At 55.6% G+C, this 14,017-nt stretch carries 17 protein-coding genes, 1 tRNA gene and 1 pseudogene; 15 read left to right on the forward strand and 4 right to left on the reverse strand.

The features are described 5' to 3' along the window. The first annotated feature begins 1 nt into the window (after window position 1). The 4 genes from ribH to SYC_RS14180 all read left to right on the forward strand — a co-directional run bounded on the left by ribH (window position 2) and on the right by SYC_RS14180 (window position 3,081). Entirely contained in the window at window positions 2–547 is a 546-nt protein-coding gene (gene ribH, locus SYC_RS09870; RefSeq protein WP_011244164.1) for a 6,7-dimethyl-8-ribityllumazine synthase, read from the forward strand. A 61-nt stretch (window positions 548–608) separates the two neighbouring features. Next, window positions 609–680 (forward strand) — tRNA-Gly (locus tag SYC_RS09875). A 157-nt stretch (window positions 681–837) separates the two neighbouring features. Further along, window positions 838–2,082, forward strand: coding sequence for a glutamate-5-semialdehyde dehydrogenase (locus SYC_RS09880; protein WP_011244165.1), 1,245 nt, complete (start codon window positions 838–840; stop codon window positions 2,080–2,082). Window positions 2,083–2,088: 6 nt separating this feature from the next. Then, a complete protein-coding gene (locus SYC_RS14180) occupies window positions 2,089–3,081 on the forward strand; it encodes a sensor histidine kinase (RefSeq protein WP_011244166.1) in 993 nt (330 codons plus the stop codon). Here the strand turns inward: SYC_RS14180 and SYC_RS14185 are convergent. Further along, window positions 3,052–3,600 (reverse strand): annotated as a pseudogene (locus SYC_RS14185) (DUF4349 domain-containing protein); the annotation flags it as partial. The gene SYC_RS14180 and the pseudogene SYC_RS14185 overlap by 30 nt on opposite strands. Window positions 3,601–3,843: 243 nt before the next feature. Further along, window positions 3,844–4,374 carry a GNAT family N-acetyltransferase gene (locus SYC_RS09890; protein WP_011244168.1) on the reverse strand — a complete coding sequence of 177 codons (531 nt, stop codon included), beginning with the start codon at window positions 4,372–4,374 and terminating at the stop codon, window positions 3,844–3,846. 169 nt (window positions 4,375–4,543) lie between these two features. Between SYC_RS09890 and SYC_RS09895 the strand changes: the two genes are divergently transcribed. The 4 genes from SYC_RS09895 to SYC_RS09910 all read left to right on the forward strand — a co-directional run bounded on the left by SYC_RS09895 (window position 4,544) and on the right by SYC_RS09910 (window position 8,955). Further along, window positions 4,544–5,059 (forward strand): diheme cytochrome c, encoded by a 516-nt coding sequence (locus tag SYC_RS09895; protein WP_011244169.1) that lies wholly within the window; start codon window positions 4,544–4,546, stop codon window positions 5,057–5,059. A 231-nt stretch (window positions 5,060–5,290) separates the two neighbouring features. After that, window positions 5,291–6,706 (forward strand): MFS transporter, encoded by a 1,416-nt coding sequence (locus tag SYC_RS09900; protein ID WP_041677022.1) that lies wholly within the window; start codon window positions 5,291–5,293, stop codon window positions 6,704–6,706. A 141-nt stretch (window positions 6,707–6,847) separates the two neighbouring features. After that, on the forward strand, window positions 6,848–7,282 hold the full coding sequence (locus SYC_RS09905) for a cobalamin biosynthesis protein (protein ID WP_011244171.1): 435 nt from the start codon (window positions 6,848–6,850) through the stop codon (window positions 7,280–7,282). A gap of 8 nt (window positions 7,283–7,290) precedes the next feature. Next, a complete protein-coding gene (locus tag SYC_RS09910) occupies window positions 7,291–8,955 on the forward strand; it encodes a dipeptide ABC transporter ATP-binding protein (protein WP_011244172.1) in 1,665 nt (554 codons plus the stop codon). A gap of 7 nt (window positions 8,956–8,962) precedes the next feature. Here SYC_RS09910 and trmD read toward each other — a convergent pair whose 3' ends face one another. Together trmD and ndhN are read right to left on the reverse strand one after the other, a co-directional pair. Beyond that, the gene (trmD, locus tag SYC_RS09915; RefSeq protein ID WP_011244173.1) at window positions 8,963–9,670 is read right to left on the reverse strand and encodes a tRNA (guanosine(37)-N1)-methyltransferase TrmD; all 708 of its coding nucleotides are present in this window, start codon (window positions 9,668–9,670) and stop codon (window positions 8,963–8,965) included. Between the two features lie 5 nt (window positions 9,671–9,675). Next, the gene (gene ndhN, locus SYC_RS09920; RefSeq protein ID WP_011244174.1) at window positions 9,676–10,152 is read right to left on the reverse strand and encodes an NAD(P)H-quinone oxidoreductase subunit N; all 477 of its coding nucleotides are present in this window, start codon (window positions 10,150–10,152) and stop codon (window positions 9,676–9,678) included. Between the two features lie 255 nt (window positions 10,153–10,407). Between ndhN and SYC_RS14160 the strand changes: the two genes are divergently transcribed. From SYC_RS14160 to rplV, 7 genes are all read left to right on the forward strand, one after another. Then, entirely contained in the window at window positions 10,408–10,539 is a 132-nt protein-coding gene (locus SYC_RS14160) for a hypothetical protein (protein ID WP_272912062.1), read from the forward strand. 277 nt (window positions 10,540–10,816) lie between these two features. Next, on the forward strand, window positions 10,817–11,458 hold the full coding sequence (gene rplC, locus SYC_RS09930; RefSeq protein ID WP_011244175.1) for a 50S ribosomal protein L3: 642 nt from the start codon (window positions 10,817–10,819) through the stop codon (window positions 11,456–11,458). A 44-nt stretch (window positions 11,459–11,502) separates the two neighbouring features. After that, entirely contained in the window at window positions 11,503–12,135 is a 633-nt protein-coding gene (gene rplD / locus SYC_RS09935) for a 50S ribosomal protein L4 (RefSeq protein ID WP_011244176.1), read from the forward strand. Beyond that, the gene (locus SYC_RS09940) at window positions 12,128–12,430 is read left to right on the forward strand and encodes a 50S ribosomal protein L23 (protein WP_011244177.1); all 303 of its coding nucleotides are present in this window, start codon (window positions 12,128–12,130) and stop codon (window positions 12,428–12,430) included. Before rplD ends, SYC_RS09940 begins: the two co-directional genes overlap by 8 nt. 29 nt (window positions 12,431–12,459) lie before the next feature. Continuing rightward, the gene (rplB, locus tag SYC_RS09945) at window positions 12,460–13,323 is read left to right on the forward strand and encodes a 50S ribosomal protein L2 (RefSeq protein ID WP_011244178.1); all 864 of its coding nucleotides are present in this window, start codon (window positions 12,460–12,462) and stop codon (window positions 13,321–13,323) included. A gap of 31 nt (window positions 13,324–13,354) precedes the next feature. Continuing rightward, the gene (rpsS, locus tag SYC_RS09950; RefSeq protein ID WP_011244179.1) at window positions 13,355–13,630 is read left to right on the forward strand and encodes a 30S ribosomal protein S19; all 276 of its coding nucleotides are present in this window, start codon (window positions 13,355–13,357) and stop codon (window positions 13,628–13,630) included. Between the two features lie 18 nt (window positions 13,631–13,648). Beyond that, window positions 13,649–14,002, forward strand: a complete 354-nt coding sequence (gene rplV / locus SYC_RS09955) for a 50S ribosomal protein L22 (protein ID WP_011244180.1) — start codon at window positions 13,649–13,651, stop codon at window positions 14,000–14,002. Window positions 14,003–14,017: the final 15 nt, after the last annotated feature.

Genomic DNA, 14,017 nt, shown 5'->3' on the forward strand with positions numbered 1-14,017 from the left:
TATGGCCGTTTTTGAAGGCAGTTTTGTCAATGCCAGTCAGTTCCGACTGGCCGTGGTCATTGGCCGGTTCAATGATCTCGTCTGCGAAAAGCTCTTGGCCGGTTGCCAAGACTGCCTCAAGCGGCATGGGGTTGATCCAGATCCGCAAGGAACGCAGGTGGATTACGCCTGGGTTCCGGGCAGTTTCGAGATTCCCCTCGTGGCTCGCCAATTGGCCCTCACGGGTCGCTACGATGCGATCATCTGTCTAGGTGCGGTGATTCGCGGCCAAACCCCCCACTTTGACTACGTCGCCAGCGAAGTCGCTAAAGGGGTGGCGGCAACCAGTCTACAAACCGGCATCCCGATCGCCTTTGGGGTGCTGACAGTGGATAACCTGCAGCAGGCGCTAGAGCGAGCAGGCATCAAGAGCAACCTCGGCTGGAACTACGCCCTCAGTGCGCTGGAGATGGCGAGCCTTATGCACCAGATCCGCAGCACGACGGGAGAGGTTCCTCGCCAAACCCTGCCTCTGGCGGCGGCTCCAAGCAATTTTGCCGGAACTTAAGCTAAGGGGTTGACAAGCCATTAAGTTTTTGGCTTAATAAAAATCACCGGTTTGCCGGTTTGCGGGTATAGCTCAGTGGTAGAGCGTCACCTTGCCAAGGTGAATGTCGCGCGTTCGAATCGCGTTACCCGCTTCCAAAATAACTACTTCGTCAACAGTAACCTGTTGAACTTTTACGGAAGTCAGCGTTTTGCACTTGAGCGGTGTGCAGAGCCACAGAGACCGCTACCCTAGGAAAACGATTACGGCTTTCGTTGTCGTCCTCTCTGGAACGTTTGGCAATCACAAGAATGGCAGCACCCGCTCGGGCATTTGTCTACCAGGCTTATCAAGCTGCTAATCAGTTGGCACGCACTAAGCCCCTCGTGCGCAGCCAAGCACTCCAAGCGATTGCCCAAGCCATCGATTCCGCCCGAGACGGCATTCTGGAAGCTAATACGCTGGATTTAGAAGCCTGCCAAGATAGCGAGATGCCAGACTTGCTGCGGCGCTGGCTGAAGCTGACCCCCGAACGACTCGATCGCACGGTCGAAATTTTGGAACGCCTCAGCGTGCGATCCGATCCGATTCAGCAGGTGATGCGGGCAAGCTTCCAGCATGAACATAGTCAGGCCTACAGTCAGCTGATGCCCTTGGGTGTCATCGCCTTTGTCTATGAGGCGCTACCGGAATTGGCGGCGATCGCGACAGGTCTTTGTCTGCGCGTGGGCAATAGCATTCTGCTCAAGGGCGGCACTGAGGCCGTGCATACCAATCAGGCGATCGTCTCTGTCATGCAAGAGGCGCTGGAGTCGACGGAGCTACCGACGACGAGCTTGATCTCGCTGCCCGAGGATGATCCAGCCACGAGTCTGGCAGCCCTTGTCACCCAAGATCAGTGGATTGACTTGGTGATTCCCTACGGAAGGCCTGAGTTGGTGCAGCAGGTGGCACGCCTCGCAACATCCCCTGTGCTTCGCACCAGCATGGGCAACTGCTACCTCTACTGGGCTAGTGGCGGTGAGCTAGAAACGGTGCGCTGGATGATCTTGGATAGCCATGCCAGTGAACCGGATGCCGTCAACGCGATCGAAAAAGTGTTGATCGATCGTGATTGCAACCTCAGCAAGCTGACGGTCTTGATGGATAGCCTGCGCAGCAAAGGTTTTAGGCTCAAGGGCGATGAGGAACTTGTGCAGGAAATGCCGGAGTTGGAACTCGCCCGCCACGAAGATTGGTCCCGCCCCTACCTCAGTCGAACCGTGGCCTTTAAGCTCGTGCCTGGCATCGAAGCGGCAACCGACTGGATCAATACCCACAGCAGCGGCCATGCCGACAGTATTGTCACCGACTCCTATGAAGATAGTCGTGCTTTCAGCCGCGAACTGAACAGCGCCATGGTGCATGTCAATGCCTCACCCCGCTTTAGCCGTAGCCCGCGCCACAGTAACGAAATTGCCCTAGGGATGAGCAATCAAAAGGGCTATCGCCGCGGACGGATCACCCTAGAAACCTTGACGACGATCAAGCAAGTTGTTCTTGGTCTGGGGCAGTAGGTCAGCATGGCCAGTGGCTGGACTCTGTTGGCAGGTTTTGCAGGTGGTTTGACAATCGCCAGCCTTTTTCAAAGTATTCGTGACCTGTCTCAACCGGGGATTAAGGAGACTTCTACGGAAGCAGCCACAGGACCCGAGTTGCCCCGCACTCCAGCTGCGCTGCCCGACAATGAGCTCAAACAGCGCTTACTCAATTCGGAGTTGCAAGCAGCACTTGCTCAGTTTCAAGCTGGTTATCTGGCCCGAGCGGCCCACGAACTGCGATCGCCCCTCAGTACGCTGATGAGCTTGAATCAGTTGATTCTGGCGGATCTGTGCGAAAGCCCTGCTGAAGAACGGGTGGCTGTGCAGCGATCGCAGATAGCCGCAAGACGACTGTTGCAATTACTCGATCAGTTAATTGTTGTCTCCCAATGGCAGAGCGGTCGGCTACCGTTGCGCTTTGAAGATCTGGCGATCGCCCCAGTGTTGACGCGACTGCAAACGGTGTTGCAACCGATCGCCGCCGGCCGCAATCTTGCCCTGCATTGGCCGACCGATTGGTCAACCCTGCCGATGGTCAACAGCGATCGCCGAGCGCTAGAGCACTGTCTGCTGCATTGGCTGCAAGCCGCGATCGCTGCGCCTGGTTGTACGCAGATTCAGCTACGCATCCGAGCAGAGCAGTCGGATTGGTGGGTTGAGATTGACCACGATGGACCGGCTTGGACTGATGTGGCCAACCTTGAGCAAAGCCTGCAAGGTCAAGGCCTCTCGATCTTGATCGGACAGCAGTTGCTCGACCTGCTGGGAGGGCAGCTAGAATTCAGCACCCCTGAGTCGGGCTCGGCTCGGCTAAGCCTGCGGCTGCTGGGGCGGTTGGTCCCTGCGATCGCTGCTAGTCGTGGTGCTCCGCTGCTGGTAGCGCAACAGACCGTAGCCGCCGCCGATCAACAGCAGGAAGAGGGGGCTGTAGGCCACGATCCAAACGCCGGCTACCAACAAACTCCGGATGAGTAGCAAGACTGACTGCGAGGATTGACGCCAAGCGGTCTCCAGTTCTGGGGCAAAGGCTGGTAGGGCCGTTTCTCCCAGGATTTGCGATTGGAATTGCAGGGTGATCGTTGAATAGGCGACACGAGTGCGGAGGTTGAGTTGTTCTGCTTTGAGCTGCTCGATTTGTTCCCGCGTGCTGCTCAGTCGCTCGGTCACTTTGAGCACGTCTTCCACCTTAGTAGCGCGATCGAGAATGCTCTGAAGAGCCCGTTCGGTGCGCTCTAAATTGGTCAGTCGGGCTTGTAAATCTGTGAGCTGTCGGGCGACATCCTCCGCTTGAACATTGACGGTATCGACCCGCCCGAGAGCCCGAAAGGCGGCGATCGCGGTCTCTAACCGGTCTGCGGGGATCCGCGCCTGCAGGGTGGCACTGGGGGAATCGCCGCTGGACTCGGTCTGCTGCAAAATGTCCCCCTGCTCTCGATTCACGATCGCTTGCGCCGACCGTACCGCTGTGGGCACATCTTGAACAGCCAGTTGCATCGTGGCTGTCTTAGCGAGTTGGGGCCGAGGGGCATTAGCACGGGGAGCCTCAGCTGCTTGATTGGCTGCTGCCTCGGGCACCACACTGGGCGCCGAGGCAGGTGAACTACTGGTTTCAGTGCAGCCGCCCAAGAGAGCACTGCCCGTCGCCACTAAGGTAATCAGAGACAAGGAGAGAGAACGCTTCACGGCCTAGGGCCTCCCAGCAATACCCCCAAGCTGCCCTAGGTGAACGACCGCTGGCTAAGGGGTCTGTGGCAGTTCTACAACCTCTGCAAGGGCAAGGGCTTCAGCACTGCGATCGCTGGTCTGACAGGAGACAGGCAGCTCTTGGTTGAACAGAACCATGGTGGTGGTGGAGTTGACCGAAAAGCCGACTTTTTCGTAAAAGCGCTGCTGGTGCGTGGTCATCAGATAGACCCGTTCCGCATGGCTGACGTGGGGGTGGCTGAGTACCGTCTCGACCAGCTTGCGACCGATGCCGCTCCCTTGAAAGTCTGGATGGACGATCACATCCCAAATGGTGGCGCGATAGATGCCATCGGAGGTGGCGCGGGCAAATCCAAGCAGGCGATCGCCAATGTGAGCGCTGACGACCGGCTCACTATTGCGAACCGCAATCTGGAGTTGTTCAATGCTGCGATCGCGGCCCCAAAAGGCCGTCAGTTCAAACAGGCGGCGCAGTTGCTCAAAGTCCAAACGTCGGGCTGCACTGTGACCACCCCGAAACTCCTCTGGAGTATGGATTTGGTACACAACACGGCTGTTGCTCATAGTGACGTGACCTCGAAGGGACTGCCGGCAGCCCCAGAACAGAAAGGGAATCTTAACTATTCCCCAGCATAGAGTCCGTGTCGAGTTTCAGGGCGATCGCTCGGGGCAATCGGCAAGCTGGCTCGGGTGACAGCGATGAGGTCGCGATCGCCCCTAGACTGGGACTGCAATGATTGCTGTCGCTATGCCTCGGCGTTTTTCTCTGTTGTTGTTTGCGATCGCTTGTACGGTCTGCTTACTGCTCGGCAGTGGCCTAGAGCGTTTGCAAGCCGCGACCTATGTCCCTGTCGATACAGTTGACCCAATCCAACCGCGCTATGCCTTGGGACAGCAAGCCTATCGAGAAAGCTGTGGCAGTTGCCATGTGGCGTTGCCGCCGGAAGTCTTGCCAATCCAAACCTGGCAAATTTTGCTGAACGACACGCAGCATTACGGCACGATATTACCTGCCATCGATGTGCCGACTCAGCGACTGATCGGGAATTACCTACGGGCTTACACGCGATCGCTCGCGGTCGGTGAAACAGTCCCCTACCGTCTCCGCAATTCAGTGCTGTTCCGATCGCTTCACCCCCAGGTGAATGTGCCGAGTACAGGACAAATCAATAGTTGCATCAGCTGCCATCCGGCCGCATCTCAATTTTCCTATCGGCAACTCTCTCCCGAGTGGCAAAGCAGCCGCTGAGGGAGTCTTGCTAACACGACAAACCGTTGCTCAAAGCTCTGGAGAAAATCTAGGGCTTTTACTTTCGGCCTAGGTTGATTGCCACAAGAAATTGGTTGATTTTTGTTTCTTATTTGTACGCCAACTCAGTTGACGATCCTTCCTTGCTATCAATCCTTAATAAGTTTTGGAGCTGATAACTCAGGTAGGGATCCGAAAGTATAGTGAGTGGTTGTTTCATCTCACTCGGCTATGAGTTCCTCCATTGCCAAAAGTGTTCAGAGCCATATTGATGAAACGCCTCCCCGTCCTCTGAGCTCCATGCAGTGGCAAATCTGGAGTTTGGCCGCGATGGGGAAGCTATTTGAAGGCATGGTGATTTTTATTACCGGTGTAGCTGTTCCATTGATTGAAAGAGACTTTAATCTCTCTTCTGCACTCAAGGGCTCTGTTGCGGCGGCATCTTTGTTGGGAATCTTGATTGGAGCTTCCCTGTTTGGCAACTTGGCCGATCGCTATGGGCGAAAGTTTGTCTTCGTCATTGAGATGGCAATTTTTACAATTGCGATCGCCCTATCCGCTGTAGCTTGGAATGTCTCGGCTTTAATTTTCTTTCTGTTTTGTAGTGGCTTGGCCCTAGGGGCCGATTATCCTATTGCCCATATTATTGTGTCTGAATCAATTCCCAGCCGATTTCGTGGCCGGATGGTATTGGGAGCCTTTGCCTTTCAATCTGTGGGATCTCTGGCTGGTGTATTGATTGGCCTACTGGTTTTGCGAATTTATCCAGAAGTAGGTGCTTGGCACTGGATGTATGCAGCTCTTGTGATTCCAAGTATCCTTGTCTTCCTGATGAGAACTAAACTACCAGAAAGTCCTCACTGGTTGGTCTCTCGCAAACAGTTTGAACTCGCTCATCGGGCGGCTAAAGCATTGCTGCAACGGCCTGTAGCGATCGCTCAGAATGATTCCGATGGGGAGCGGCAAAATCCCCGACTCGGCTACAGAAGATTATTGACGCCTCGATACCTAAGAGCGACAGTTCTTACTGCTGTTCCTTGGTTTCTTCAGGATCTAGCAACCTATGGAATTGGAATTTTTACACCTACGATATTGGCAACATTATTCACAAAAGCTCAGCCTAACTTTGTCCTTCAAGACATGATTGCCACAGAAGGTTCAGGCCTTATCGATCTATTCTTGCTTGTGGGCTTTGCTGCTTCTATCCCGTTGGTTGACAAATTTGGGCGTATCCCCCTGCAGATCATTGGCTTTATTGGCTGTTCGGTTGGACTCATCATTGCTTCTCTGTCGGCAGTGAGCATCCCAGAAAGTCATGAGCTGAGGATTCTCTTCATTTTTGGTGGATTTATTCTTTTCAACTTCATGACTAATTTGGGGCCGAACGCAATGACCTACGTTTTGTCAGGGGAAGTATTCCCTACAGAAATACGAGGTGTCGGAGCGGGCTTTGCTGCTTCTTTTGCCAAGATTGGTGCGGTTGCCACAGCCTTCTTCTTCCCAATCCTGCGTGAGCAAATTGGAACAGTTGCTCTGCTGTGTGGTTTGGCTGTCACATCGCTCTTGGGTGCGCTGGTAACATTTCTCTTTCGAATTGAGCCCAATGGCCACAGTCTTGAAGAATTAAGCGAGAAGCCTCTTGTTTAGCAGTTGTCAGTCACTCAGATCTCTGTCAATCAATAAGAGTCAATAATTTTTTGGAGACAATTCTGAGCTGATGATTTGGATAGTGTGAATGTTAATTAGCCGCGTTCATTTGATTTCTGGTTTCTGTATTTTACCTGGTCGATGATCTTCGCCGAGCGATCGCTCTGGATAGGCATTGGTTTTCAGCAGGCAGCGACAGTCGCAGACTTGCAGACAGCGATCGCTCAAGCCTGTGGACAACTATCGATTTCGCGGGCGGCAATCGCTGGATTAGCCAGCCTTGAGCACAAGTTGCCCTCTTTGACGGCGATCGCTCAGCCATTTCACTGGGAACTGCGGGGCTTTTCGGCAGCGGAATTAGCAGCGATCGCGGTGCCTCATCCCTGTTCTAGAGTTGCAGAGCAAATGCAAACTGCTAGCGTCGCCGAAGCGGCAGCTTTAGCAGCAATTCAACCGCAGGCAGGGATTCTCCTGTTACCGAAGCGAGTCTTTCACCTGAATCAGACCGCAATTACCCTGGCGATCGCGGCCCCAGTCCCCGTCCAGCCGGGTGCTAGCATCCCGTCAGGTCTTTGAGCTTGGGCATGGCTGATCCGCTCCTAGAAATTCGGCAATTGCAAATCTGCTTTGGAGAGGCGATCGCTCTGCAAGGATTGGATCTGGTGGTTCAGCCTGGGGAATCTGTCGGAATTGTTGGCGAATCGGGGTCTGGTAAATCGGTTGCTTGCTTGGCCATTCCGGGCTTGTTGCCCAAGACGGCCCGCTGCAGTGGTCAGATTGCCTTTCGATCGGTAGCGGGACAATCCAGTCGAGATCTCTTGACGCTACCAGAACGCGAGTTGCGACAGTTGCGGGGCGATCGCCTCGGCTTCATTTTTCAGGAGCCGCTTAGCTCTCTCAATCCAGTTTTTAGCGCCGGTTTTCAGCTGCTAGAGGCCATCCAACAGCATTTGCCTTTGAGTCAGGCGGAAGCCCAACAGCGAGTGATCGCGCTCCTTCAGGAAGTTCAGCTGATTCGCGAGCCGTCTCAGGCTGCCCAGATTCTGCGACGCTATCCGCACCAACTATCTGGCGGGCAGCGTCAACGCTTGATGATTGCGATCGCCCTAGCGGCCAATCCCGACCTCTTGCTGGCAGATGAACCGACGACAGCTCTGGATGCCACGGTGCAAGCCTCAGTGCTGCAACTGTTGCGCCGCCTGCAGCAGCAACGGCAGATGGCGATGATTTTTGTCAGTCATGACCTTGGGGTGATTGCCGAAGTCGCCGATCGCGTCGTGGTGCTCTATCGCGGCCAGGTCGTTGAGCAAGGTCGAGTGGCCGACGTCCTGAATTCCCCTCAGCATCCTTACACTCAGGGGCTGGTGGCTTGCCGACCGCAGATCAATCCCCGCAGTTGCTATCTCCCCACCGTTGCTGATTTTCTGGAAGGCCAAACCGAACCGCGATCGCTGCCACCCCGATCGCCAGCCACCCAGCCGCTGTTGCAGGTCGAGCAGCTTGGCATTACCTATCGTGGTCGTAGTACGGCTTTTCAGGCGGTGCAAAACCTTTCCTTTACCCTGCCCGCCGGTTTGACCCTAGGACTCGTGGGCGAGTCGGGCTGTGGCAAAAGTAGCTTGGCTCGCTGTCTCGTCGGGTTAGTTCCTGCGAGTGAGGGGCAAATTTGGCTCGATCAACAGCCGCTTGATCTGCGATCGTCGCGCGATCGCCAGCGACTTCGCCAGACGGTACAAATGGTCTTTCAAGATCCGGCGGCAGCCCTTGATCCACGCTGGACCGTGGGATCCGCGATTCTAGAACCCTTGCGGATCAAACAACCGCGCCGCGATCGCACCGCTGATCAACGCCTGCTTAAACAATGGTTGCAACGGGTCGATCTGCCGACAGATATCGGCGATCGCTACCCCCACGAGTTTTCCGGTGGCCAGCGGCAGCGCATCTGTATTGCCCGCGCCCTGATTGGTCAGCCGCGCTTGCTAATTTGTGATGAATCGGTTTCAGCGCTAGATGTCTCGGTGCAGGCGCAAATTCTCAACTTGCTCAAGCAACTGCAGGCGGAGCTGGGGTTGACCTACCTGTTCATCTCCCACGATCTCGCGGTGGTGCGCTACATGAGCGATCGCATTTTGGTGATGAATCAGGGTCAGCTTGAAGAAGATAGCCCAACGGAGCAACTCTTCCAGCGGCCGCAATCAGACTACACGCGCCGCCTGATTGCGGCTATCCCCGGAGAAGTCGCAGCTTAAATACTGGCTAATGTGAGTCGAGATCTGACTGCTGGGCTTGCCAAGCTTGGTAAAGGTCGGGGCGCCGATCGCGAGTTCGTTCCAGTTGCTGCTGCCGTCGCCAAGCGGCGATCGCCCCATGATTACCCGACAGCAATACTTCAGGAACTTTCAGCCCCCGAAATTCTGCTGGCCGCGTGTAGTGCGGATAATCCAGCAAGCCATCGCTAAAACTATCGCAGCGGTGTGATTCTTCCTTCCCAATCGTGCCGGGCCGCAACCGCAACACGCCATTGAGCAGGGCTAGCGCCGGAATTTCGCCGCAGGTCAGCACAAAATCACCCAGAGAAATCTCCCGATCAATCCAGGTCATCACTCGCTCGTCGATGCCCTCGTAGTGACCGCAGACCAGCACCAGCTGCTCCACCGACGTGGCTAAATCTTGAAACAGCGCTTGGGTCATCGGCTCGCCCTGGGGGCTGAGGTAGATCACCTGTCGAGGGGTAACAACCGGCAAAGACTCCAGCGCCGCTGCCAGAGGTTCAGGCTTGAGCACCATTCCCGCCCCACCGCCGTAAGGCTCATCGTCTACCTTGTGATGGCGATCGCAGGTGAAGTCTCGCGGGTTGGTGCAGTGCACTTCCGCCAATCCTTTTGCGATCGCTTTGGCGATCAGTCCCGATTGCAGGGGGCTATGGAAGAACTCTGGGAAGAGGGTGATCAGATCAAACCGCATCAGTTCTAAGCAGCCTCAGCGACAGCCGCCAAGGGCTGCCAAGAAAAGCCGCGATCGCCCCCCATTTCAATCACCACTTTCAACCGTGGCTCAGCCTGAGGCAGCGTCACAAAGTAGCTCAGCTCTTGGGGAGAGAGTACATGACCTTCCAATAGCCACAGCACCAACCCTTTGGCGTTGGCAGGCAGGTTTTGGAGCGGATAGCCCACCAGCGGCAAAACATATTCAACGCGACCCACTGCTGCTTCATTGCCGATCGTTTGTTTACCCAAGTGGGGCGGTCGTACCCCGTGGATATCCATCAGAAACTGAGCTGGATCGCCCAGCCCGCGGGCACTGTAGGTCAGCGCACTGTAGCCTTTGCTGCGCAGCCGTCGTAGATAGCGACCTTCGTAGCCACCCTCAAGCGGGGCATAGACGGCTAGGGCACCCTCTTGTTCTAAGGCCCGCAAAAATTTGCTGCCAGTGGTGATCAATGCCATTCAGACCTTCCTCGGGTAGCGTGATTGCTGGATACAGTCGCAGTGACCTTGCTTATTTTGGCCTAGGCGGTGCTGGCGCGGATCTCAGAACTGACCAAAATCGGGACAACAATTTTTATCGTCGCTATTGATCAAGTTGCCGAACCGAATAGTTGGGGCTCAAGTCAGCTGGTTCTGTTGGCAAAGATCGCTGGGGCCTTGAAAGCAATCCCTCCCAACCCTGTATGTACTAGCCGGCATCGACAGGCTGCGTCTGTGAGTCCTTTTCGATCTGCGATCGTGGGCACTCTACTCCAGCTTGAAGCAATCAAAAATCTCCTTACCGTATCGGTAGACACGATTCAGCAAAATGGTGTATTGTTTATATTTGTCGCTCTGTTGCGGTAAGCACGACCCAACGCTCTCGTGCCTAGGCCGCTGCAAACCAGCGATAATTTCGTTGCCGACCGGAAAACGCTCTGGCAATTTGCAAGATTAGTCTTGCAGTTCAGGATACTGAAGTTTTGCTTCAAGTCCTTGCCAGTCAGATAGCAGGTTTCACCAGCGATCGCCTCCCACGTCGACACGAATAATTGCTTGGGGATGAAACATAACCTGTTTCACCCGCTCGGGCTGCTTTGCAGTCTGAGAACCTCGTAGCGTTGATGCAGGAGTCTCATTGACCGTGTCTATCGGTATACTCGGCACCAAGCTCGGCATGACCCAGATTTTCGATGAATCTGGCAAGGCAGTTCCCGTAACTGTCATTCAGGCTGGGCCTTGCCCAATCACTCAGATCAAAACCGTGGCGACGGATGGTTACAACGCCATCCAAATCGGTTTCTTGGAAGTGCGTGAAAAGCAACTGTCCAAGCCCGAGCTAGGTCACCTCTCCAAAGCAGGTGCACCGCCCCTTCGTCACCTCTTGGAGTACCGCGTTCCCAGCACCGATGGTTTGGAGCTGGGTCAAGCCCTGACCGCCGATCGCTTTGAAGCGGGTCAAAAGGTGGATGTGCAAGGTCACACCATTGGTCGTGGTTTCACCGGTTATCAAAAGCGTCACGGTTTTGCCCGTGGCCCTATGAGCCACGGTTCGAAAAACCATCGTCTCCCCGGTTCGACGGGTGCAGGGACGACGCCGGGTCGCGTCTATCCCGGTAAGCGGATGGCCGGTCGCTCTGGCAACGACAAAACGACGATTCGCGGCTTGACCGTTGTTCGAGTCGATGCAGACCGTAATCTGCTTCTAGTCAAAGGTTCGGTTCCGGGTAAACCAGGCGCTCTGCTCAACATCACGCCCGCCACTGTGGTCGGGCAGCAGGCCTAAGAAGATGTGGGCGATTGCAGAACTGACTCGTTTGGTGCAGAAGCATGGTTGATTACGTCATTCAGGATTGGCAAGGCCAAACCGCAGGCAACATCACAGTTGAGCTGCGGGTCGCGAAGGAAGAAAGTGCTGCGGCGATCGTGCACCGCGCCTTGATTCGTCAGTTGGCCAATGCACGCCAAGGGACCCACGCCAGCAAAACTCGTTCGGAAGTTCGGGGCGGTGGTCGCAAGCCTTGGAAACAAAAAGGAACGGGTCGCGCCCGTGCCGGTTCGATTCGGTCTCCCCTCTGGCGGGGCGGCGGTGTCATCTTTGGGCCCAAACCCCGCGATTACAGCGTCAAGATGAACCGCAAAGAGCGTCGTTTGGCGCTGCGGACTGCCCTGATCAGTCGGAGTGCGGATCTGGTGGTTGTGCAAGAGTTTGCCGACCAAATCAGCCGCCCCAAGACCAGAGATGTCGCTGAAGCCTTGACTCGTTGGGGCGTTGAGCCCGGTGTCAAGGTTCTGTTGATCACGGCCGATCGCGACCAAAACGTTGAGCTGTCGGTTCGCAACTTGCCGAATGTCAAATTGATCACGGCTACGAACCTCAACATTTTTGATCTGCTGAATGCAGATCGCATTGTCAGCACCAGTGCAGCGCTGGAGAAGATTCAGGAGGTCTACGGTGGCTGAAGCTAATATTCGTGCACTCGCGGATATCATCCGTCGCCCGATCATCACCGAGAAGGCAACGCGCCTACTGGAAAACAACCAGTACACCTTTGAAGTCGATCCCCGCGCGAGCAAGCCTGAAATCAAGGCTGCGATCGAAGCCCTCTTCCAAGTCAAAGTGGTGGGTTTAAGTACGCAGTTACCACCGCGGAAAGCTCGTCGTGTTGGCCGTTTTGCCGGTCACCGTGCCCAGGTCAAGCGAGCTGTTGCCCGCTTGGCTGATGGCGACAGCATCACGCTCTTCCCCGAAGTTTGAGTCGTCGCAAGTAGGAAATCACCAAGATTATGGGAATCCGAGCCTTTCGGCCCTACACACCGGGAACCCGCGAACGCGTCGTCTCTGACTACGCTGAAATTACGCGTAACGAGCCTGAAAAGTCGCTGCTGGTTTCCAAGCATCGGCGTAAAGGCCGCAATAACCGCGGTGTGATCACCTGCCGTCACCGAGGCGGCGGTCATAAACGTCTCTATCGCATCATTGACTTCAAGCGGGACAAGCGAAACGTTCCCGGCAAAATCGTCTCGATTGAGTACGATCCGAACCGGAATGCTCGTATTTCGCTGGTCTATTACGAAGATGGCGAAAAGCGCTACATCTTGACCCCTGCAGGGGTTCACGTTGGCACGCCGATTATTGCTGGCGATGAAACGCCGATCGAAGTCGGCAACGCCATGCCCTTGCAAAACATCCCCCTGGGTACCACGGTTCACAACGTTGAACTTGTGGCTGGCAAGGGCGGACAAATTGTTCGTGCGGCGGGTGCTTCGGCTCAAGTCGTTGCGAAAGAAGGCAACTATGTAGCACTCAAGTTGCCCTCGACCGAGGTGCGCTTGGTTCGCAAAGAGTGCTACGCCACGATCGGTGCGGTTGGCAACGCCGAAGTCCGCAACACCAGCTTGGGTAAAGCGGGCCGCAAACGCTGGCTCGGTCGCCGTCCGGAAGTGCGCGGTAGCGTCATGAACCCGGTGGATCACCCCCACGGTGGTGGTGAAGGTCGGGCGCCGATCGGTCGCAGTGGCCCGGTCACCCCTTGGGGCAAGCCAGCTCTGGGTCGGAAAACACGGAAGAAGAACAAGCAGAGCGATTGCTTGATTCAGCGTCGTCGCCGCAAGTCTTCCAAACGGGGTCGCGGTGGTCGCGACGCGTAAGGCTTCTGCTATTCACGGACGGAGTTGAATTATGGCTCGCTCACTCAAAAAAGGTCCTTTTGTCGCAGACCATCTGCTGCGCAAAGTCGAAAAACTGAATGCCAAAGGCGACAAGCAAGTCATCAAGACTTGGTCGCGCGCCTCAACCATTCTTCCGCAGATGATCGGTCACACCATTGCGGTGCACAACGGTCGTCAACATGTGCCGGTCTACGTGACCGAGCAGATGGTGGGTCACAAGCTGGGTGAATTCGCCCCGACCCGCACCTTCCGCGGTCATACCAAGGATAAGAAAGCCGGTCGTTGAGATTTCTGAGATAGATCCATGGCTGTAGATACTGCAAACGAAGTCAAGGCGATCGCCCGCTATATCCGTATGTCACCCAGTAAGGTGCGTCGGGTGCTCGATCAGCTGCGCGGACGTTCGTACCGCGAGGCGCTGATCTTGCTGGAGTTCATGCCTTACAAGTCCTGCGAACCGATCCTGAAGGTTCTGCGATCGGCGGTTGCCAACGCAGAGCACAATCAGGGTCTTGATCCCACCCAGTTGGTGATCAGTCAGGCCTACGCTGACATGGGCCCGTCCCTGAAGCGTTTCCGGCCTCGGGCACAAGGTCGTGCTTACCAAATCCGCAAGCAGACCTGTCACATCACGATCGCTGTGGCCCCGCAAGTCTAGGACGCGAACAGAGAG

Source organism: Synechococcus elongatus PCC 6301 (assembly GCF_000010065.1).
Taxonomy (GTDB): domain Bacteria; phylum Cyanobacteriota; class Cyanobacteriia; order Synechococcales; family Synechococcaceae; genus Synechococcus; species Synechococcus elongatus.